20 protein-coding genes and 2 pseudogenes are annotated in these 19,125 nt (G+C 71.0%); 12 read left to right on the top strand and 10 right to left on the bottom strand.

Features of this window, described 5'->3' with window-relative positions; genetic code table 11:
• Positions 1-108 precede the first annotated feature (108 nt).
• Both ACIQGQ_RS36335 and ACIQGQ_RS36330 read left to right on the top strand, forming a co-directional pair.
• Positions 109-1,044, top strand: coding sequence for a phosphotransferase family protein (locus ACIQGQ_RS36335; protein WP_402404688.1), 936 nt, complete (start codon positions 109-111; stop codon positions 1,042-1,044).
• Between the two features lie 241 nt (positions 1,045-1,285).
• Positions 1,286-1,630, top strand: a pseudogene (locus ACIQGQ_RS36330) (restriction endonuclease); the annotation flags it as partial.
• Between the two features lie 28 nt (positions 1,631-1,658).
• Here the strand turns inward: ACIQGQ_RS36330 and ACIQGQ_RS36325 are convergent.
• Positions 1,659-1,868, bottom strand: coding sequence for a DUF6207 family protein (locus ACIQGQ_RS36325; protein ID WP_402404685.1), 210 nt, complete (start codon positions 1,866-1,868; stop codon positions 1,659-1,661).
• A 399-nt stretch (positions 1,869-2,267) separates the two neighbouring features.
• Between ACIQGQ_RS36325 and ACIQGQ_RS36320 the strand changes: the two genes are divergently transcribed.
• The 3 genes from ACIQGQ_RS36320 (at position 2,268) to ACIQGQ_RS36310 (ending at position 3,405) form a co-directional block, all read left to right on the top strand.
• Entirely contained in the window at positions 2,268-2,795 is a 528-nt protein-coding gene (locus ACIQGQ_RS36320) for a hypothetical protein (protein ID WP_402404682.1), read from the top strand.
• A gap of 75 nt (positions 2,796-2,870) precedes the next feature.
• Positions 2,871-3,059, top strand: a complete 189-nt coding sequence (locus ACIQGQ_RS36315; RefSeq protein ID WP_402404680.1) for a hypothetical protein — start codon at positions 2,871-2,873, stop codon at positions 3,057-3,059.
• A gap of 34 nt (positions 3,060-3,093) precedes the next feature.
• A complete protein-coding gene (locus ACIQGQ_RS36310; RefSeq protein ID WP_402404677.1) occupies positions 3,094-3,405 on the top strand; it encodes a hypothetical protein in 312 nt (103 codons plus the stop codon).
• A 358-nt stretch (positions 3,406-3,763) separates the two neighbouring features.
• On the opposite strand, the gene ACIQGQ_RS36305 is transcribed toward ACIQGQ_RS36310, so the two are convergent.
• Both ACIQGQ_RS36305 and ACIQGQ_RS36300 read right to left on the bottom strand, forming a co-directional pair.
• Positions 3,764-4,774 carry a DNA polymerase thumb domain-containing protein gene (locus ACIQGQ_RS36305; RefSeq protein ID WP_402404674.1) on the bottom strand — a complete coding sequence of 337 codons (1,011 nt, stop codon included), beginning with the start codon at positions 4,772-4,774 and terminating at the stop codon, positions 3,764-3,766.
• Positions 4,771-8,229, bottom strand: coding sequence for a DNA polymerase III subunit alpha (locus tag ACIQGQ_RS36300; protein WP_402404672.1), 3,459 nt, complete (start codon positions 8,227-8,229; stop codon positions 4,771-4,773). The genes ACIQGQ_RS36305 and ACIQGQ_RS36300 overlap by 4 nt, the downstream gene beginning before the upstream one ends.
• A 452-nt stretch (positions 8,230-8,681) precedes the next feature.
• On the opposite strand from ACIQGQ_RS36300, the gene ACIQGQ_RS36295 reads away from it, so the two are divergent.
• On the top strand, positions 8,682-8,927 hold the full coding sequence (locus tag ACIQGQ_RS36295) for a hypothetical protein (protein ID WP_402404669.1): 246 nt from the start codon (positions 8,682-8,684) through the stop codon (positions 8,925-8,927).
• A 211-nt stretch (positions 8,928-9,138) separates the two neighbouring features.
• Here the strand turns inward: ACIQGQ_RS36295 and ACIQGQ_RS36290 are convergent, their stop codons facing one another.
• Complete coding sequence (locus tag ACIQGQ_RS36290) at positions 9,139-11,412, bottom strand: NACHT domain-containing protein (RefSeq protein ID WP_402404666.1); 2,274 nt, start codon at positions 11,410-11,412, stop codon at positions 9,139-9,141.
• Positions 11,413-11,714: 302 nt separating this feature from the next.
• Positions 11,715-11,882 (bottom strand): DUF6207 family protein, encoded by a 168-nt coding sequence (locus ACIQGQ_RS36285; protein ID WP_402404663.1) that lies wholly within the window; start codon positions 11,880-11,882, stop codon positions 11,715-11,717.
• Between ACIQGQ_RS36285 and ACIQGQ_RS36280 the strand changes: the two genes are divergently transcribed.
• On the top strand, positions 11,869-12,021 hold the full coding sequence (locus ACIQGQ_RS36280) for a hypothetical protein (protein ID WP_402404661.1): 153 nt from the start codon (positions 11,869-11,871) through the stop codon (positions 12,019-12,021). The genes ACIQGQ_RS36285 and ACIQGQ_RS36280 overlap by 14 nt on opposite strands.
• 101 nt (positions 12,022-12,122) lie before the next feature.
• On the opposite strand, the pseudogene ACIQGQ_RS36275 reads toward ACIQGQ_RS36280, so the two are convergent.
• The 4 genes and pseudogenes from ACIQGQ_RS36275 to ACIQGQ_RS36260 form a co-directional block, all read right to left on the bottom strand.
• Positions 12,123-12,251 (bottom strand): annotated as a pseudogene (locus ACIQGQ_RS36275) (IS5/IS1182 family transposase); the annotation flags it as partial.
• A 207-nt stretch (positions 12,252-12,458) separates the two neighbouring features.
• Positions 12,459-13,526, bottom strand: a complete 1,068-nt coding sequence (locus tag ACIQGQ_RS36270) for a hypothetical protein (RefSeq protein ID WP_402404658.1) — start codon at positions 13,524-13,526, stop codon at positions 12,459-12,461.
• Between the two features lie 343 nt (positions 13,527-13,869).
• Positions 13,870-14,778, bottom strand: a complete 909-nt coding sequence (locus ACIQGQ_RS36265) for a CU044_5270 family protein (protein WP_402404655.1) — start codon at positions 14,776-14,778, stop codon at positions 13,870-13,872.
• A 41-nt stretch (positions 14,779-14,819) separates the two neighbouring features.
• The gene (locus ACIQGQ_RS36260) at positions 14,820-15,401 is read right to left on the bottom strand and encodes an RNA polymerase sigma factor (protein WP_402404653.1); all 582 of its coding nucleotides are present in this window, start codon (positions 15,399-15,401) and stop codon (positions 14,820-14,822) included.
• A gap of 275 nt (positions 15,402-15,676) precedes the next feature.
• Here ACIQGQ_RS36260 and ACIQGQ_RS36255 point away from each other — a divergent pair, with 275 nt between their 5' ends.
• The 3 genes from ACIQGQ_RS36255 (at position 15,677) to ACIQGQ_RS36245 (ending at position 17,267) form a co-directional block, all read left to right on the top strand.
• Positions 15,677-15,883, top strand: coding sequence for a hypothetical protein (locus tag ACIQGQ_RS36255; protein ID WP_402404650.1), 207 nt, complete (start codon positions 15,677-15,679; stop codon positions 15,881-15,883).
• Positions 15,884-16,525: 642 nt separating this feature from the next.
• Positions 16,526-16,672, top strand: a complete 147-nt coding sequence (locus ACIQGQ_RS36250) for a hypothetical protein (protein ID WP_402404647.1) — start codon at positions 16,526-16,528, stop codon at positions 16,670-16,672.
• A gap of 100 nt (positions 16,673-16,772) precedes the next feature.
• Positions 16,773-17,267, top strand: coding sequence for a GNAT family N-acetyltransferase (locus ACIQGQ_RS36245; RefSeq protein ID WP_402404644.1), 495 nt, complete (start codon positions 16,773-16,775; stop codon positions 17,265-17,267).
• Between the two features lies 1 nt (position 17,268).
• Here ACIQGQ_RS36245 and ACIQGQ_RS36240 read toward each other — a convergent pair whose 3' ends face one another.
• The gene (locus ACIQGQ_RS36240) at positions 17,269-17,976 is read right to left on the bottom strand and encodes a hypothetical protein (RefSeq protein WP_402404641.1); all 708 of its coding nucleotides are present in this window, start codon (positions 17,974-17,976) and stop codon (positions 17,269-17,271) included.
• A 295-nt stretch (positions 17,977-18,271) separates the two neighbouring features.
• Between ACIQGQ_RS36240 and ACIQGQ_RS36235 the strand changes: the two genes are divergently transcribed.
• Positions 18,272-18,511 carry a hypothetical protein gene (locus ACIQGQ_RS36235; RefSeq protein WP_402404638.1) on the top strand — a complete coding sequence of 80 codons (240 nt, stop codon included), beginning with the start codon at positions 18,272-18,274 and terminating at the stop codon, positions 18,509-18,511.
• A 23-nt stretch (positions 18,512-18,534) separates the two neighbouring features.
• Positions 18,535-19,125 carry an SMI1/KNR4 family protein gene (locus ACIQGQ_RS36230; protein WP_402404635.1) on the top strand — a complete coding sequence of 197 codons (591 nt, stop codon included), beginning with the start codon at positions 18,535-18,537 and terminating at the stop codon, positions 19,123-19,125.

Raw genomic sequence — 19,125 nt, 5'->3', positions numbered from 1 at the left:
GGCAGCTTCACCAGGAAGCAGTAGCCACCGCTACAACCAGCACCCCTGACACAACGCTCATACGGAAACGGACATCACTTCACGAACCGTCCACTGAGAGATACCCCGATGCCTGTACCGCCCACCAGCGGCCGTCTGCAATGGACCGACGTCCCCGCGCTGCTGCGCGCCCGCCTCGAAGACGCCCTCGGCTCGCCCGTCACCGACGCGGTCACCCCGCCCGGCGGCTTCGGCCACCAGCTCGCCGCCGCGCTCACCCTGGCCGACGGCCGACGGGTCTTCGCCAAGGCGGCCCCCGACGACGACCCGCTGACCGACGCCAACGTCCACGAGGCCGCCGTCCTCCGCTCGCTGCCGCCCGGCGCCCCGGCCCCGGACCTGCTGGGCATCCACCGCGCCGCCGACTGGACCGCCGTCGTCATCGCCCACCTGGACGGCCCGCACCCCGACTTCTCCCCGCCCTCCGCCGATGCCGAACAGACCTGGGCGCTGCTGGACAAGCTCACCTCCAGCCCCGCCCCAGCCTCCTACGCCACAGCGGTGAACAGCACACCCTCCACCACGGCAGCCCTGCACGGCTGGGACGAACTGCTCGCCAATCCGCCGACCGACCTCGCCCCCGCCGCCCGTGACCGCCTGAAGCAGCTCGCCGAACTCGAGGCGGCCTGGCCCGGCCTCGCCCACGGCGACCGCATCGTCCACGGCGACCTGCGCGCCGACAACATGGTCCGCGACCACCACCTCGGGGTGACCTTCGTGGACTGGGCCCACGCCACCACAGGCCCGGCCTGCATCGACGCCGCCTCCCTCGCCCCGCAGCTCATCCTCGCCGGACACGCGCCCGCCGACATCGCCCGGCTGCTCCGCGACCACCCCGCCACCGCCAGCAGCCCCGAGACCACCACCGCATTCCTCGCCGCGCTCACCGGCCACTGGCACCGCAACGCCCGCCAGCCCGCACCTCCCGGCGCCCCCGGACTGCGCCCCTACCAGCACCGCGCGGCGGCAGCCGGCCTTGCGCTCCTCAGCTGCCGCCTGAGCTGAACCGCAGCTGTCCCGCCCTAGTGTCAGTGGCTGGTTGGCCCCGTATCAGCGACGTCTGACCAGTCACGACGAAGGCAATCGCCCCACGCTCCGTACCGAATCCCGCCCGGTAGGCGGGCCGTGCACTCCGACGTCGGAGTTGCGGCACCTGGTCACCCGGACGGACCAGACGTTGCCACCAGCACCGCCGCCCTGCCCGGCGAGACGCCCTTGACGCCGGAATCGGCTTGCGGGACGGTCAGTCGACAGCGCCTCGCACGAGGCGCTCGTCGCCGCCGTCCTCGCCTGGACCAAACCGTCCCTCGAACCCCGCGACTACGAGCAGATCGCCCTCCAGCTCACCGGGCATGCCCGCGCCGTCGCCGCCGACCTCCGCCGCCACACCGCCACCCTCCCCAAGGGCGACGGCCGCGGCGCCCTCGCCGACGTCGTCCTCCGCGAATCCGACAACCGCCTGGGTGCACCGATCAAGGGAACTGCCCGCTGTGCCCAGGACCGTGCCCGCCTCGTTCAGGCGCTCTACACGCGTCTGGACCGGCTGGAGGCCGAGCCCGTCCCGGAGAAGGCCGCGCCGAGCAGTGGCTGAGCCGGCGGCCGAGCTTCCCGGACCGCGGCTACAGCTGTCCCGGGCGAAGGATGTCGGCGTAGACCCGGGCCCGGACCCCTGGTACGCCGGGCTCCCGTCGTACCAGGCTGATGCCCGAAGTTGCCCAGAGCCCCTCCAACGCGGCCATGACGGTACGGACGGTGTCCTCGTCCCCGCCGGTGATGTCCAGCACCACAAGTCCGGGCCCAGCGATGTGCCGCTCATCGATCGGTTTCATGACCTCTGCGACGGCGACGCCGACTTCGCGGTTCGCTGACGGCCGGGGTTCCACCCGCACGAGTGGAACCCCGGCCCGACCGTGGAGGCCGCCTCACTGGACGCGATCGCATTACCGGGGCGGGGCAGGGCGGTTTCGAACCTGTGGACACGGCCTCCTTCGTACGGGCGGTCGGCCGGCGGAACGCGACTGTGCGCCAGAACGGAGGGCAGCGATTTACAGCGTTGCCGCACATTCTGGGAGGTTCTTGTGGCCGTCCGTCGTCTTGCCGCTGCTGTGCTGGTGCTCGCTGCGGCCGCAGCGGGATGTTCAAGCAGCCCGTCGGGCAGTGACGAGAAGCCGTCAAGCACGCACTCCTCGGCCCGGACACAGGCCTCTGAGCCGGGCGGGGAGGAAGGCGTGCTGAATGCGATCGCGGTGGGGGCAGGGCCGCAGACGACGTACACGGTGCAGCCGCAGCCGGCGCCGGGCTCGTGCCACTACCGGTACACGGCGGACAAGCAGCCGCTGCCGGATCCCACGTGCACGCCCGGTGCCCGGAATCCGGCGGTCACCCAGGCGACACTGCAGCAGACGGTGTGCAGGCCGGGCGGCTACACGTCCACGATCCGCCCGCCGGTCTCGGTCACCGGGCCGGAGAAAGCGGCGAACGCCAAGTCCTACAGCTACACAGGCCCGCTGTCCGACGCCGAGTACGACCACTTCCTGTCGCTGTCCTTCGGCGGGGACCCCAACGACCCACGGAACCTGTGGGTCGAGCCCCCTTCGCCCGGGCACAAGCCCGGCACGGGAACGGCCAACCCGAAGGACACGGTCGAGTCCAGGATCCACACGGCGCTCTGCGCGGGGAAGGTAACGCTCGGCGCCGCACAGAGCGCGGTCGCGAGCGACTGGACCACCGCCCTGGAGAACCTCCACCTCACCTGAAGTATCCCCGCCCGCTCTGCAGCGATCCGTTCGGCTCGGCTTCGTTGCCGTCGTCCGCCCTGAGGCCGGGGTGCGATGCCGACCGGACGGACCGCGAATCCGCGGTTCAAGCGGCTGATCACCGGGCACGAGCCGCATCTGCTCTTCTCGCCGACCGATGAGCTGGAGTGGGCGGCCGACGCCGCGGACCGAGATGACCATCTGCCGGCCCTGCTGCTCAGCAACTGCCCTGTGCAGCACTCGCACAGACGCCGTGCCCCATGACGGCCCGTCCTGCACGAACTGGAAGGACAGCAGAATGAAGCTGTACATCTCACGATGCCCAGGAATCGGCGCTGCGGCACTCGTCCTGGCCCTGAGCGTGACCTCCCCGGCGGGCGCCACGCGGGCGCACGTCGCCCCGCGGGCGACCGATCCCTGCGGGAATCACGTCCATCAGGTTCTGGACCAGCAGTACCGGTACTGGCGCAACTGCATCACGACCAGCGAAAAGATCAACATCGACAAAATCCTCTGGCCCGACGAAAAGATCTGCGTGAAGGCCGGATCCGACACCGCGCTCGGATTGACGACCAACGTCCGTGGAGCCTCCCGGGTCGGCGACTGCTGAGGTCACATCGCCGCCCTCCCCACGGGCGACGGCCACGATGCCCTCGCCGAAGGCGCCCTCCGCGAAACCGGCAGGCGCCTGCCCGCACCGATCCGGTGCGCCGACCGCCGCGTCCAAGGACCGTGCCCGCCTCGTCCAGGCGCTCGACACGCGTCTGGACCGGCTGGAGGTTGCGCCCGCCCGGGAGCCAGGCCGCGCCGAGCGGCGGCCGATCCCTGTGGCCGGGCTCCCGGCCCCGGCCCTTCTCCGTGGCCACTGCCATCCCGGGCGCAGAACGTGCACCCGGACCCGGACAACCGGCGCGCCGGGCTCGCGGACGTGACGGTTCAAGTGCGGGCGCCGGGCCGGGGCGTTGGGTTCATCCTGCCCGCAGGAAGGTGGAGGCGGCTCCGATGCCGGGGCCGTAGCGGGCCGCGGCTTTGTCGAGGGCGGCCTCCAAGCGACGTTGCTTGTCGTCGCGGTCGTCGAGGGTGAGCTGATGGACCGTGTGCTCGGCGGGGAGCAGGCGTTCGGCCCGCAGGGCGAGGGCGCGGACGCGGGCCCGCTGCAGGCCCAGGCCGGTCAGGAGTTCCCGGGCGGTGGCGGCCAGGGCCGGGGTGTGGGCGGTGGCTTCGGTCAGGGTGCGGCTGCGGGTGGTGTGGGTGCGGTCGGCGTAGGTGACGGTGAGCGTGAGCGTCTGGGCGATCTCGCCGCTCGTACGCAGCCGGAGGCCGAGGTCCTGGACCAGCCCCAGCACCGTGCGGTGGTGCTGCTCGCAGTCGAGTACGTCGAGGGCGAACCGGCAGGCCGCGCTCAGCGTTCTGGGGGCGGCACCGGGGACGACGGGGCGGTCGTCGATGCCGTGCGCGCGGTTGTGGGCCTGGCGGGCGGCACCGGTACCGAGGATCCGCTGGAGAGTGGCCAGGGGGGTGTCGGCGATGTCGCCGATGGTGGTGATGCCGTACCGGGCGAGGGCCTGGGCGGTCTTCGGGCCGATGCCGGGCAGGGCCGTGGCCGGCCGGGGGCGGAGGAACGCGGCGACGTCGTACGGGTCGTCGGCGACGACGGTGGCCGCGCCGGGCGGGGTGAGGTCCGCCGCGATGGCCGCGACGGAACGGGTGGGACCCGCACCCGCGGAGCACTGCACGCCGTGGAGGGCGAGCAGACGCAGACGGACCACGGCGACCAGGCCCTCGACGTCCCGGCCCCAGTAGGCCAGAGCGCCCGTGAGGTCGACGTAGGCGGACCAGTCGGCAGGCAGAGGCTCGACGCGGGAGCTGATGCTGTCGAGGACGCTGAGCAACTGCCCGTACAGGTCCTCGGTCCGCTCGGCGGGGTGGAAGTGGATCCGCAGGATCGCGCGCGGCCGCCGCGCCCTGGTGCTGTTCATCCGGCGCTCCCCGGGCTTCGGTGTCCGAGGCGGGTGAGGTCGGCCGACCGGGTCCCGGCGGGCTGGAGGTCGCTCCAGGGGTGAAGGCGAGCCCCTGCGGTGCCGTCGGGGACCGTCCGCCCGGGGACCATCCGCCCGGGGACGGGCCGGGCAGGTGTCGGGGCGGGGTCCTGGCCGAGGAGGTCGAGGACGGCCTGGGGCCCGTGCGTGGCGCGGGCGGCGGCGAGGGCGTCGAGGTCCCAGACCATCTCGCCGACCACGGTGCGCCGGGGCCCGCGGGCTTCGACGGTGCCCCGGACGAGGAGCAGGCCGTGGTGGAAGACCGTGGCGGCGCACCGCTCGTGGGAGTCCTCGAAGAACGCGAGGTCGACGAGGCCGGTGCCGTCCTCGAGGGTGACGAAGATGATCCTTTTCCCCGAGGCGATCGGCGGGGTCTGGGTGGAGGCGCGGACGCCGGCGACCAGGACCCGCTGCCCGGGGTGCATCGCGTGCAGGTGCTTGGCGTCCGTGGCGCCGACCTCCCGCAGAAGGCGGTGGTGGTCTTCCATGAGGTGCCGGGAGACGTCGATGTGCAGGACCCCGAGCTCGGCGTCCAGCCGCTCGCGCGCGGTCATCTCCCGCAGCCCCGACGGGCCGGCGGCGTGAGGGGCGGTGGTGAGCGGAAGCTGCCCGGCGGTGGGTCGGGTACGGGCCTGGCGGTGGAGCTCGGCCGCCTGCAGCAGCAGGTCCCGCCGGGACGCCGCGCCCTTGAGCGGGTCGAGCGCGCCGATGCTGATGAGGCGTTGCAGGGTCGGGAGCTTGGGGTGGGCGCGGGCGTAGAAGTCCTGCAGGGAGGTGTAGGGCCGGCCCTCGGCGATCCGGGCGACCTCGTCGTCGCTGATGCCGTGCACCGCGGACAGGGAGATCCGCACACCCCACCCGGTCGCGGTCCGCTCGACCGCGTACCGGGGCCGGGAGGTGTTGATGTCGACGGGCAGGACGGGGACGTCGTGGCGGCGGGCGTCGGCGACGATGACGCGGGCCGGCCACATCCCCGGGTCGTGCTCCAGCAGCCCGGCGTAGAGGGCGGCCGGATGATGCGCCTTGAGCCAGGCGGACTGGAGCGCGGGCACGGCGAACGCCACGGCGTGGGCTCTGCAGAATCCATAGCTGCCGAACGCGGCGACGACGTCCCAGACGTCGTCCAGGACCTTCGGGCTGTAGCCGCGGGCGCCCGCCTGCTGCCGGAACCAGGCTTCGATCTTCGGGAGCCGCTCCCCGTCGCCGAGCGCGCGGCGGGCGACCTCGGCCAGGGCACGGTCGCAGCCGGTCATGACCGCGAGCAGGTCGATGACCTGCTCGTGCCAGATCGTCACCCCGTAGGTGTCACGCAAGACCGGCTCAAGGTCGGGGTGCGGGTAGGCGGGCGGGGCACCGTGGCGGGCGGCGATGTAGAGGGCGGGCATGCCGCCCTGGACCGGGCCCGGACGGAACAGGCTGATGTCGGCGATGACGTCCTGCGGATCGCGGGGCTGGAGCCGGCCGACCAGGTCCTGCTGCCCGGGCGACTCCAACTGGAACATCCCGACCGTGTCGGAGGCCTGGATGAGGGCGAAGGCGAACCGGTCGTCCAGGGGAACGTGGTCGGGGTTGTCGAGGTCGAGGGCCCGGCCCGTCGTACGGCGGATCTCGGCGACGGCGTGCGCCATCGCCGACTGCATCCGCACCCCCAGAATGTCCAGCTTGAGCAGGCCCAGGTCTTCGACGTCCTCTTTGTCGGCCTGGAGCATCGGGTACCCGCCGGGAGTGGGCTGGACGGGCAGCCGGTCCAGGAGGCCCGCGCTGGAGAGGACCACACCGCACGGGTGCATCGCGATCCCGCGGGGAAGCGCGTCCAAGCCTTCGGCGAGCTCCCACAACGGCCCGAACCGCCTCGCCTCGGCCGCGAGCTGCCGCAGCTCCGGCAGCTCCGACAGCGCGGAGCGGATGTCACCGGCCCGGATGTGCGGGAACGACTTCGCGATCCGGTCCACGACGGCGGGCTCGATCCCGAGCGCAAGGCCGGCATCCCGCAGAGCGTGCCGGGCCCGGTACGTCTCCGGCATCCCGGTCACCGCGACCCGATCCCGCCCGAAACGGGCGATCACCCGGTCGTAGACCTCCAGACGGCGCGCGGACTCGACGTCGATGTCGATGTCCGGCAGCGACGAGCGCCGCTCGGACAGGAACCTCTCGAAGAGCAGACCATGCTCCAGCGGGTTCGCGGTGGCGACGAACAGGCTGTGGTTGACCATGGAACCGGCACCGGAACCACGGGCAGCCACCCGGATCCCCATGTCCCGCACGTCGGCGACGACCTGCGCCACAGCCAGGAAATACGGCTCGTAGCGCAGCCGGCCGATGACGCCGAGCTCGTAGTCGAGCCGATCCATCGCCCGGGCGTCGTGATCGAGACCCCGGGCAGCCATGCCGCTCTCGCACCTCTGCCGCAGCAGCCGCATCGCCCCGCCCGGCCCGACCTCGGCCCCGACCACCGACGGCTCGGGGAAATGCGGCACCCCGAGCCCCAGATCCCGGACCGGATCGACCACGCACCCCTCCGCAACAGCAACGGTCTCGGCGACCAGCGCCACGGCGCGCGCCCGCCCGCCCCCGGCGGCGGCCGCCACCCGCTCCGCGAGCCCGGTCATCGCCAGCCCGTCCTTGAGCCAGCGCTCCCCGCAGTCCAGCCGCCGCCGGTCCACCGGCCGCAGCAGCCGGGCCGCATCCAGCACGTCCGCGACCCGGTGCTGGCCCGGGTCGGCATACCGCACGGCATTGGTCAGCACGGCTGGGACACCGAGGCGGTCGGCGAGCCCCAGGGTACGCGCGGCCAGGCGCACCGACCCCGGACCGGCCCCGGGCAGGCCCCAGCACACGACCTCCAGCCGCAGCCCACCGCCGACGACCTGCCGCCACGGGACGAGAAGCCGCTCGGCGATGTCCGGACGGCCGGCGGAGAGAGCCCGCAGCGGCTCCGACGCCGGACCGAGCAGCACCACCAGCCCCTCACCCGCGTACCGGGCAAGGACCTCCCACGAAGCCGCCAGCGGCATACCCGCGGCGAAGGCCTCGGCGTGCGCAGCGGACACCATCCGGCACAGCCGCGCCCACCCGGCCGCGTTCCGGGCCAGAAACGTCGCCCGGAACGGGGCCTGCGGCACGTGCGCACCACCGCGCACCGGTGCATGGCGGCGGACCCCGGCCGCCGGGACGCGGGGGGCGACGCCGAGGTCGACGCCGAACACCGGTTTCACCCCGGCGGCCCGGGCGGCCTTCGCGAAGCGCACCGTGCCGGTGACCATGTCGCGGTCGGTCAGCGCCACCGTCCCGATGCCACGCTCAGCAGCCCGTACGACGAGGTCATGCGGGTGCGAGGCACCGTAGCGGGCCGAAAACCCACTACTGACATGCAGGTGAGGGACGCCCTCTCGCATGACACCCTCCGCCCGAATACCCCCAAAGCAACATGAAATGAACTACCTACACTCGACTGTATCGAACATTAATTCGAACACGCGACTTCGAAGCAGCCTCATTCCAGCCACCCTGAACGCGCTGTCGACGCCCCCAGCCCGCCAAGCGCTCCCTGCCGAACGGCCGGGGCGCCGCCCCGCGGCGAGCAGATGGGCTTCGAGGGCCTGGGGACGGCCAGCCATACTTTCGGCGGGGCGGTGGGCAGGTCACGGGCCGGTGAGGGTGCCGTGAGGTGTCGTTCTCGGAGAAGCGGCGTGGGGCACGCTCTGTGCACTGTGACGCACGATCCCGCTCGTGCTCTTCTGGGTCGGCCTGGTGCCAGCAGTGGCAACGATGTGGTTCGACCGGCCGAAGTCCCGCTGACAGGACGAGGGGAGTCCCGCCTCCGGCCCGCCCTCCGGCGTGCCACGGCGTGCGCTACGCCCGCACCGGCTTCCAGGCCGGGCACTTCGTCCGGCTCGGCGCGCTGATCCCCCAGCTACTCGTCGATGCGACCCGGACCGCCACCCGGCACGAGGGCGACGACCGGCTGGAGGCGTACCGGCGGCTCACGCTGGAGCTGACCGAGGCGGCCGCGACCCTCGTAGCTGATTCCCCCAGGCCCGTGGCGTGTCAGGCGTGTTGTCCACGCACGAGGACGTCGCCCGTGCCGTGCTGACGCGGACCGCCCCCGCCGCTGCGGCCCGACGACTACGAACAGGTCGGGCTGCTGCTCGCCGGGGCGGCCCGCGCGGCCGTCCACGACGTCCGCGCGCTTGTGGCCGGGCTGCCTGGGGACGACGGCCGCCGACCGCTCGCCGAGCTCGTCGTGGACCGGAACCGGTACCCACCTTGACGAATGCATTGAAGGGTTGCTGGCGTGCACGTTCTCAGCGGTGGGGGTGCTGGCTGAGCCATTGTTGGAGCTCGCGGTGGCGGAACTGGTAGCTGGGTCCGTTGTAGCGGAGGAGACCGGCAGTAACGGCCCAGTCGAGGAACACACCGAGACGGAAAGGGAGTCTGCCGCGTGAGCACAGTAGGAACATGGCGTACCGCCGTGACGAGCGACCGAAACTGCTCCCGAGCCCGACCACAAGTCCGGCAGAGCACTGGACTGCGACGCCGGTCGTGAGTTCGACGTTGAGCATGGGCAGCGCCACCATGGTCAGGGCCGCCATGGCCAGGATTCCGGTCGGGGGGACGACCAAGAGGCCATAGATCATGTCGTCGCGGATGATGTCCCGAGGGTTAGCCAGGGTGGTTGGTTCCGCCCTGAGCCCGCGCAAGAATCCACCTGCAAGCCCGCCGACGATCCCGAAAACGAGCCCGAGCCAGAGCCCACTGGATAGTGCGTCGATGAGCGAGTGATCGCCAAGCGCATCGGCGAACCCGGGGAGTTTGTAGTTGTAGGCGAGCGCGATCCCGAGGCCGGACACAAACCCAACCATGAACGAGATCCTGAACCAGGCCTTGAATCCGTTTGCGAAACCGCCCGCCAACCCGCCCATGAATCCGCCGAGGACACCGGTTCCGATGCCTAGGCCTATCCCGAACTTGAAGCCCGTGAACCAGTTCGGGAACTCCATCACGACGCCGAATGCGACACCGAAGGCGACGCCAACGGCGAACCACGTCCTGAATCCGGTCCAGAATCTGGTCCTGAGCCTTCCCTGGAGCGTTCCCCGGTTGATTCGGAGACGGTTGGGCTTGGGCGTGGGACGGAAGGTGATGACGCCGACGAACACGCCGAGCACGGTATCGAGGACCAGTTCGGTTCTCGATACCGGCCCAGGGAAGCTGAGGCTGAGAGCGACGAGGGGGACGGTGGTGGTGAGGGTGGTGAGGAGGAGGTCGGTGATGCGGGTGCGGGTGGTGCCGGCGAGGGGCCAGAGGCGGTGGAGGGTGAGGTCGGTGGCCGGGGCGCGGGTGGTGGTGCCGGTGAGGTGTTTGGTGAGGTGGTGGAGCCAGCGGTGGACGTCTTCGGGCCGGTATCCGCGGGGGTTGTGGGTGTTGGTGGTGGCGGCGGGGAGGTAGCGGGCCAGGAGGTGCTGGTCGAGGTCGTGTCCGCTGGTGTGGCGGAGGAGTTCTGCGGGGTCGCCGTCGCGGTGGTAGACGGTGGCGGTCAGGCACAGCCGCCAGGGCGTGGACAGCGTGGTGGCGAGCGGACCTGTGGGCTGGGCTTCGAGGTGGTCGGTCAACGGCTGCCAGCGGGCCCGGTCCCGGGCCCGGGCGCGGAGGTAGGCGACCGCGTTGCGGGTGTCGACGGGGGCGATGGCGATGCGGGCGGCATCGATGAGCCGGGACACGGGAGCGAGCGCGTCGTAGTGGCCGGTGCGGCAGGTCAGGACGAGCGGGCCCGCCTCACGGCCGCTCTGGTAGGCGTTGAGCACTTCCAGAGCCGCGCGGGCACGGGGCGCTTCGGGATCGGGGGTGCCGTCCGCGCGCAAGGGGTCCATCTCGTCCAGCCCGTCCAGGACCGGCAGCACCATCCCGTGAGCGACCAGCCCGGCAGCCTTCTCGGCACGCACGCCGTAGGCGTCGGTCAGGCGCCGTACCAGCAGGGTGGCCAGGGGCTGGGTGGTGTCCCACTGCGCCAGCGGGATCCGCACCGGGACGGGATCACTCTCGGAGCGGCCCTCGATGAGAGCCTGCATGAGCTCCAGGGCCAGGACCGTCTTTCCCGCCCCTGCGGCCCCGGTGACGACCAGACGCCTGGGCCGGGTGGCACGGTAGTAGTCCAGAACATCGGGCAGGCCGGCCGGGCCGTCAGAGAACGTGAGCCCGGCCGACGGAGCCGCCGCAGCCCGCTCGGCCGCAGAATGCAGGACGTAGGCGACATTGATGCCCTGGGTGTCGTCCCCCAGCAACTGCCGCCGCACCGCGCCCTCACTGTCCAGGACCTGCTTGGCCAGTGCCTTGGCATGCTCACGCGCGAGCCCGGCCCCACCGTCCTCGACCGGCCTGCGCAACGCCACGACCGCGACCACCAGACTGGTCATACCGATCGGAACACCAAGAAGAGTCGCAACATCGACCCCCTTGGTCTCCTTGCCCTGAGCGATGTTCCAAACGGCGAAGACCACGCACACCGCGATCAACACCCCAGAAACAACCTGAACAACCCGCCACTTACGCGAATACCAGCGCTCCCGTAACACCAACATGCCCCGATCATGCCGCCCTGCCGGGCACGTCGTGAACCCACACCGCCCACTTGATCGCCAGCCCCTCCCCACAGGCCAACCCGCCCACAACGACAGCCGTGGCGCCCTCACCGGCACCATCCCCTGTAGAAGCGGACGCCCCCACCACCCCACCGGAAAGCACCGCACGCTGGGCCCAGGGCCGGGCCCATCCTGTACGGGTGCTCTATACGCGCCTGGACTGGCTGGAGAGCAGGCTCCGGAGCAGGTTGTGCCGGGCGGTGGCTGAGCTCGTGGGCGGGCTTCCCTGACCCTGGGCCCGGCTACTGCAGTTTTGGGCGCAGGATGTCGGCGTAGACCCGGGCCCGGACTCCCGGCACGCCGGGCTCCCGCTGTACCGGGCTGATGCCCGACGTCGCCCAGCGCTCCTCCAGCGCGGCCATGACGATGCGGACGGTGTCCTCGTCCCCGCCGGTGATGTCCAGAACCACAAGTCCGGGCTCAGAAGAGGCACTGACCAAGGCCGGGTTCACCCGCATCGGCACGGCCTACCGGGACACCGAGACCGGAACCGTCCCTTACGAGCTGTACGAGCTGTACGAGCTGTACGAGCTGGAGAGCGGGGCCTGAAATGAAGCCCAACGACCTCAGCCCGCTGATGGCCCGCCGCCGGGACGGCGGCCTCAGCTTCGACTTCGATCGCTTCCGCGCCGACCCCAAAGTGGCCGCCCTGCAAGGGCCGGACGACGTACTGGATGAACGAGCGCGACGAGCGCCCGCTGGTGCGGCGGGAACTTGCACCTCCAGTCACCCTCACGGGTGACGATGAACGTCGTTACCCACTCGACCAAAGTCTGCAGATGAGTCGCCGGCCTTCATCGAGAAACGGCGGGGAGACGCATGACCCCCAAGCCCTCTGCCGGAGCCGAGCCGGAGTGGACCAAGAGCAGCTGCAGCAGCAGCGACTGGCGCCTTCGACCCGTGCCGGGCTCACCGCCCGGCACGGGTCGTAGCGCACCCCACGGCACCAGGTCGCCGGGCAGGGGCGGTTCAGTGCTTCTGTGCGGTCACCACCTGCTGGTGAGGACCGCAGGCGCCGGCATTTCGGCCCCGGCGGGAGTGACATCCCCGACCACGGTCAACCTGTCTCCGACCGCATCGACGTAGGCGGGCTGGACCGGGGCGCCGGACACCTGCGGCAGGGTCTGCATCCGCAGAGTCCCTGCCGTCGAGTACAGCGCGATCCCGTTCGCCTGGTCATGGTCCAGGCCCACGGCGAGCATGCCGCTCGGCGTCTCCGCGACCGAGGAGAGCGGACCGGCTTGGGCCGGGGTCTTCACCCGCGTCCAGGAACTGCCGTTCCAGTGCATCGCCAGCGCGTGACCACTGTCGGTCTCGCTGGTCAGCACCCGGCCCACGGCCCACACGTCGTTGGGACCGGAGACGGTGATCCCGCGGATTTCCCCGTACAGTCCGGCCTTCGGAAGAGTCGCCTGCTTCCAGGAACTGCCGTCGTAGTGCAGCACCGCCGGCTGGTCCGCAGAGGAGTGTCCTACGGCCCACACGTCGTTGGCGGACGTGGCGGTCACCGCCGTGAAGTTTGCGACGTCGACACCGGCCGGCAGCGCCACGGACGTCCAGGCGGCGCCGTCCCAGTGATCCAGCATCCCCTGCAGCGTCTGGTGTCCGGCCCCATCATCGCTCCAGTACCAGCCCGCGCCCCAGACGTCGGTCGCAGAGACGGCGGCGAGGTGGAGTGCCGCGTTGCCGACGTGCTTCGGGGCCGGCGCCTGCGTGGTCTGCCATGTGCTGCCGTCCCAGTGGTGGACGGGCACGTTCCCGCTGTCGGTGCTGCTCTCGGCCACCCAGGCGTTCTGGGCGGAGGAGGCCGAGACGGAGCTGTACCAGGAGCCGGACGGGGTGTCCCCAGGGTGGGGGACCTCCTGCCAGCCCTGGCCGTTGGTGTCGTCGCGGCTCAGCAGCAGTGGCGCGTTGGTGGTGAAACTGGTGCCGACAGCCCAGGTGGTGCGGTCGTCCAGGCGCGCCTCACTGTAGAGGTTGCCCGCGCCCACCGGTGCCGTCTCGGCCGTCCAGGCCGGGCCCGCAGGGGCCGGGGCGGAGGCTTGCGCGGACACTGCCGTCCCCATGCACGCTGCCAGGGCGAGTGCCGCGGTGACGGCCACCGTGAGGTGTCGCCCGCGTCCCGCGATCCTGCTCATCATCAGTCTCCGTTCGCCGGCGCGGGGAGCCGGATGCTCCCCGGCGGTCTCACCCCGTACTTGTCGTACGCGCCGGGGGCGTTCGCGCTGCTCCGCGGGCATGGTGACGGTGCGGGCGGTCCATGACGGGGTCGGCAGCGCAGGCCGTACGGAACAGCCGGGCGCTCCGTCGTCGTCCGACGGAGCGCCCGGCTGTGTCCGCTGTCTTATGCTTTCTGAGTCGTGTCCTGGTCCGTTTCCTCATCCGTGTGCTGACGCGTCAGCCGATCTTCGTGGCCGGGCCCAGGGACAGGTACGTCAGACGGTTGACCGGATGGAGCGATCCCTTGGTCTGCACGCTCACGGTCTCCAGGAGCACGCCGGTCCTGGGGTCGACAACCATGCGGTCCTGGCTCGCGACCCCGTTGAACACCAGCTCCGTACCGCTGCGCCCGGTACCGTCTTTGACGGTGCCGACTAGCTTGACGCCCTGCATGCGGGCCAGGGCCTTGTAGAGGGCCGCCCGCAGATGCGGGCTCGCGGGGGAGGACCCGAGGATGGAGCCCGCCTGGACGAAGGCGCTCTGGCCTGCGTACTCTTTCGAACTGTTCATGAGCGAGAGAAGCGCCGCCGGGTCCGTGGGCAGCCGGTCCAGATCGTTCCAGTCCAACTGTTTGGGCCCCAGCTGCCAGGTTCCCGCAAGGGGCTTGTGGTAGGTCCGGCCGTTGGCCACGACGGAGTAGTGACCGGACCGTGAGATGTACTCGGTGAACGTACGGGAAGTGCCGTTCGAGTCCGACGCCTTCAGACGCATCCTCCAGTAGGGCCCGTACGAGATCGGCGTGGTGGCGACGACTTCGGCGGTGTCGTTGAGGAATGTCGCGGTGGTGATGGCCGTCGTCGTCCGTTGCGTCGCGCCCGTCGACCCCGCTCCCGTATACGTGTACACCACGACACCCGCCGCAACCGCGGCTGCCGCCAGGACGGTCGCCGTGATCCGCCGGCCGGACAGGACTCGGATGCGGCGCCGGAACGGGGTCACCGCGGCGTTGCCAGCCTCGTCCTGGACGGCCGCGCGGACCGCCACCATCGCCCGGGCGATGGCCTGTGCGGACGGGGGCTCCACGTGGCCTGCGGCCTGGAGCGCTTCCGCGCCGGGGAAGTCGAGAAGCTCCTGTCGCTCCGTCATGCCCGTTCCTTCCAATTCGTGTGCGGTGGGGATGTTCTCGTTCATGCCAGGTCTCCGGTGACCGTCATATGGCGCCGTGCCGGGCGGGGCTGTGCGAGCCGTTCACGCAACCGGCTCCGTGCGCGGTGCAGGCGGGAGCGGGCTGTACCGGCCGGGATGCCGACGACCGCAGCGGCCTCAGTCGGCGTCAGATGCTCCCAGGTGACGAGCAGTATCAACTCCCGCTCACCGATGGGTAGATCGGCCAATGCCCGGTGCAGGTCGGGAGCCAGCGCGGCTGCGTCCAGCCGCTGGTCTACCGCTTGCCACGGGTCGCTGGCCGCGGGTGCCGGCGAGTTCACTTCCCGTCCGGCGCGCCGGAGATACCCGGCCAGCACGTTACGGGCCACCCCGAAGAGCCAGGCCCGGGCGGAGCCGCGCGAAGTGTCGAAGGTGCGCCGCGTGGCGAACGCCTGCAGCCAGGTCTCGGCCAGCAGGTCGTCGGCCGAGGCGGGCACGCGCCGGGCGAAGTAGCCGTGCAGGGCGGACGAATGCCTCTCCACGAGTGGCGTGAACGCCGCTGCGTCGTCCACCGAACGGATCAGCTGAGCATCGCTGTCGCTGTCGTCGTGATCGGGTACCACGAAGTCTCCCTCTCCGGACCGCCCGATGGCAGCCTCAACCCCTACTTGTCGCAAGCTCCGGCGGCGTTCGCACCATCCGTCTGACGGATCTCGTCCGCTCCTGGACGCGACGCCTGGAATGCCCCACCCCCAAGGCGGCCGCAGGACGCGCCTGCCGGACCGCAGGCGGTCGCCCCACCCCCCGTGCTCGCCGTGACGCCGTTGGCCCGATCCCGTACGCGAAGTGGCGGCAGCAGGGCCTCATTCCGCAGCAGCGGACGTACACGATTCCGGCCGTGCTTAAGAAGTCGGAGAAGGCCCGCGCCGACTACAGCGTGGACACCACCCTGGCCGACGATGTGGCGGTCGTCCGCATGTTCCTCGCCGACCGGATCGGGTTGTTCCTCCAGGGCGAGGAGGCCATGGACCGCATCGACGACGCCGTGCGCAAACTGATCGAGGTCCGCGGCCGGTGGGGACGGCCGACATGGTCACCGTCATAGCCAGCCAAGGCGCCTCGCTGCTGGCCGCGAGCGCCGGCCCCGACGGCGATCCGGACGGCGATCCGGACGGCGATCCGGACGGTTCGTCGGCGGGTCCGGTTCCACTCGCACGAGTGGAACCGGACCCGACACGGGTGTCGTCCGGCGGGACGGTCTCGTACTGCCAGCAATAGGACGGGGCGGGCCGTAGCATCCGGGAGGTGCTCCGCAGGCGGGTGTCCGGGAAGCGGCGCTCTTCTCGGGCGGATCTCCTACCGTGCCTCCATGCCCCCTTGCCGGACATCGACTACGACCGTCCCGTTCTCCTGCCTGTGGGTGAGAAGTGGAGGGACGCCGTGCACTTGGTCAGGGAGTCCCTGGAGAACGCCCGGGCATTCGCTCCTGGCTCCGGGTGTCTGCTGCCGCCGGTGACCTGGGAGGCCGCGGCTGATCTGGTCGGTGACTGCGCCACCGCGGACGCTTCCGGAGCCGTGTGCGTGACCGTGCTGCCCGGGTACCGGCTGGAGGCGCTGAGGGCCTGCCACGGCGCACTGGTCCGGGCCGCGGCCGCCGATCCCGACCGAGTACCTGACCGACCAGCTGGCGTACTACCTCGACCTGGCCCACAGCACGGACCTGCCCACCCTGACCAGGACGACCACGATGGTCCTCACGGTGCTCACCCTCGACCTGTCCGCGGCCAGCACCCTGATCACCCACCTGACCGTGGGCAGCAGCGACGACGCGTCCATGCGCACGGCGTACGACGAGGTCGTGGCCGCCTGGCGCCGCGCCGGGATCGTCTGCTGACGGCCCCGCACCGAACCACCCAGGCCGGACACGGCGCCGGCCACCGCGTGCCTGGCACCCGACCCGTCGACCGGCCTACCGCGAAGGAGCTGACCGCAGCATGGTGACCCTGCGCGCACTGACCCCCGACGACGCCCCCGACCTCACCCGCATCTACAGCGGCGCATCCATCCGGCACACCACCGGCAAGCCCCTCACCCTCGGCCAGGCCCAGGAGAAGATCCAGGCAGCCCTCGCCCGAGCCGCCGAAACCCCGCGCGCGCAGTGGTCCTGGGGCATCCTCGCCGCGGACAAGATGATCGGCCTGATCTCCCTGCGTCGACGATCCCCGTCCATGGGCACCATCAGCTACATCCTCCGCGAGGACACCTGGGGCAACGGCTACGCCACCCACGCCGCCCAACAGGTCGCCGTCCTCGCCTTCACCACCGCCGGACTGACCCGGCTGGAGGCCATGCACCACCCCGACAACCCGGCCTCCGGCCGCGTCCTGGCCAAGGCCGGGTTCACCCGCATCGGCACATCCGACCGGTACGCCGAGGACAGGTCCACCGTTCCGTACGAGCTGTACGCCCTGGAGCACGACAGCGTGTAACTCACGTCAGCGCGAGCGCGGCGCGCGCCGGCCGCGGCTTCGAACGCCCGCCCGCCACCAGGTGGTGCGCCGCGCCGGGCCGGCCCTCCCGATCTGTTGGAGATCCCGGCACTGAGAGCTTCGCCCAGCGGTGCGCAGGCGTCGACGAACTCGCGCAGACGGTGGTCACCGGCGGTGCTGGGGCCACCGAGGAAGACGGCGTCGCGGTCGGCCTGATCGTCTCGGTGCCGCCACGGGGCCATCGTCCGGCGGTGGTGCGTACCCGATGCGCACCGCACCACCGCCGTCCCGGATGTACGGCTACGCGGTGGTGCGGTGCGCCGGGCGCGCCTCCGTCGCCTGGCGCATCCCCGTGGCCTCCAGCTGGCGCAGGACTCCGGCGACGTCGCCGTGCTCGGTGGTGAGGATGTTGTCGGTGAAGAGGGGTGATGGTGTCGGCGATGCCCAACACGCCGGCCAGGCATGCGCTGTCGCCGAGCATCTCCAGCAGGAGCCGGCCGAGCGCGGCGGCCAGGAAGGAGTGCGCGCACGGTTCCCCGTCGTGGTCGTCGGCCGCGGTGACGGGGATGATGACGCGCGCGGCGACGTCCAGGAGCAGCCGGTGCAGCTCCGGGCCTGTGTCGTCGGCGACCGCGCAGGTGGTGTCGATGTCGTCGGCCTGCAACGCTCGGATGAAGGCGAAGGCGGCGGCGACGTCCTCCAGCTCCATCGGGGCGAGCGGGGTGGTGATGGTGTTCTCAGGAATGACAGCTCCTCACGTAAGGGCCGCCCGCTGATCGTGGCTGCCTCAACAGGAGCCTCCAGCGGCGGCCCTGTGGACAGAGACCGCGCATCGACGGTGAACGGCTTCGCCCGGCCAGCGCTCGCGCCGCCACCTCTTGTCCAGCTCCGCCACCTGCGACATTCCGTCTATTCCGGCAGGGAGGCCTCCCTCCCTGCCACGCTGCGCGACGCCCCTGGGAAAGCCGCTGCCGGACGGGGTGTGCCGCTGGGAGACTTCGGGGATGACCACGCAGCGCCTGCCGTTCCCCGTCCCGGACGAACGCGCCCACCTCTTCGTCACCGGCTACGCCGACATGCACCGCCTCGTGGAGGACCTGGTCGCGCCCGACGGGGCTCCCGAGGCCGCGGCGACGGTCCTGCGTACGGCACGCGAGCTGCTGCGCCAGTCGTACTACTGCTACGAGTTCTCCACTGTGGCGGTCATGCACTCGCTTAACCTGCACTTCGCAGCCTGCTGCTGAACCGGGGTGAGACGCTTCAGCTCATGATTGAGTCGCCTCTGAACGGCATCACGCCGGTGATTCCGCCTGTCGCCACATCCTGGCAGCGCATCGATGCATGGCTGGCCCAGCATGCGCCCGCTCGACTCGCAGAGCTTGGCCCTCCGGCTTTGCCGCATGCCATCGACCAGCTCGAAGTCACGTTGGGCGTCCGGCTTCCCACCGACCTGCGCGCATCACTGCTGTGTCACGACGGGGATTCGTCCTATCTCGGCATTCTGCCGTGCGGCCCGCTGTACTCCACGGACGTAATCGCCGAAGTGCGACAGATGCGCATGGAGATCTGGGAAGGAGAGAACGACCCATCTGAGCAGGAAAATCCATGGTGGGGAACGCAGTGGATCCCCTTCGCTGGCAGCGATGGCGATGAGCACTTCATAGACGCGGGCCCAGGCCTTTGGCACAACCACCTTGGCCGCGCTGCGCACGACGACCATGCCTACTTCCTGGGGTGGCCAAGCCTTGGAACCTGGCTCCACGAGGTGGCCGAGGCCATGGAACACCACGATCGGACCGACTGGCTTGACACCGTCGCCCATCCCTCCGTAGACGAGGACGGAGAGATCGACTGGTGA

The sequence above is a fragment of the Streptomyces sp. NPDC092952 genome (assembly GCF_044754785.1).
Lineage (GTDB): Bacteria > Actinomycetota > Actinomycetes > Streptomycetales > Streptomycetaceae > Streptomyces.
The sequence above is the reverse complement of the archived record's forward strand: the minus strand, read 5'-3'. Positions and strand labels throughout refer to the sequence as shown.

Coding starts and splice junctions, on each gene's coding strand:
- ACIQGQ_RS36300 (WP_402404672.1), bottom strand. CDS start 8,229: ATGCGAGAGGGCGTCCCTCACCTGCATGTCAGTAGTGGGTTTTCGGCC.
- ACIQGQ_RS36305 (WP_402404674.1), bottom strand. CDS start 4,774: ATGAACAGCACCAGGGCGCGGCGGCCGCGCGCGATCCTGCGGATCCAC.
- ACIQGQ_RS36310 (WP_402404677.1), top strand. CDS start 3,094: ATGAAGCTGTACATCTCACGATGCCCAGGAATCGGCGCTGCGGCACTC.
- ACIQGQ_RS36245 (WP_402404644.1), top strand. CDS start 16,773: ATGGTGACCCTGCGCGCACTGACCCCCGACGACGCCCCCGACCTCACC.
- ACIQGQ_RS36265 (WP_402404655.1), bottom strand. CDS start 14,778: ATGACGGAGCGACAGGAGCTTCTCGACTTCCCCGGCGCGGAAGCGCTC.
- ACIQGQ_RS36315 (WP_402404680.1), top strand. CDS start 2,871: ATGCCGACCGGACGGACCGCGAATCCGCGGTTCAAGCGGCTGATCACC.
- ACIQGQ_RS36240 (WP_402404641.1), bottom strand. CDS start 17,976: ATGGAGCTGGAGGACGTCGCCGCCGCCTTCGCCTTCATCCGAGCGTTG.
- ACIQGQ_RS36230 (WP_402404635.1), top strand. CDS start 18,535: ATGATTGAGTCGCCTCTGAACGGCATCACGCCGGTGATTCCGCCTGTC.
- ACIQGQ_RS36290 (WP_402404666.1), bottom strand. CDS start 11,412: ATGTTGGTGTTACGGGAGCGCTGGTATTCGCGTAAGTGGCGGGTTGTT.
- ACIQGQ_RS36235 (WP_402404638.1), top strand. CDS start 18,272: ATGACCACGCAGCGCCTGCCGTTCCCCGTCCCGGACGAACGCGCCCAC.
- ACIQGQ_RS36250 (WP_402404647.1), top strand. CDS start 16,526: ATGGTCCTCACGGTGCTCACCCTCGACCTGTCCGCGGCCAGCACCCTG.
- ACIQGQ_RS36335 (WP_402404688.1), top strand. CDS start 109: ATGCCTGTACCGCCCACCAGCGGCCGTCTGCAATGGACCGACGTCCCC.
- ACIQGQ_RS36280 (WP_402404661.1), top strand. CDS start 11,869: ATGTCCAGAACCACAAGTCCGGGCTCAGAAGAGGCACTGACCAAGGCC.
- ACIQGQ_RS36325 (WP_402404685.1), bottom strand. CDS start 1,868: ATGAAACCGATCGATGAGCGGCACATCGCTGGGCCCGGACTTGTGGTG.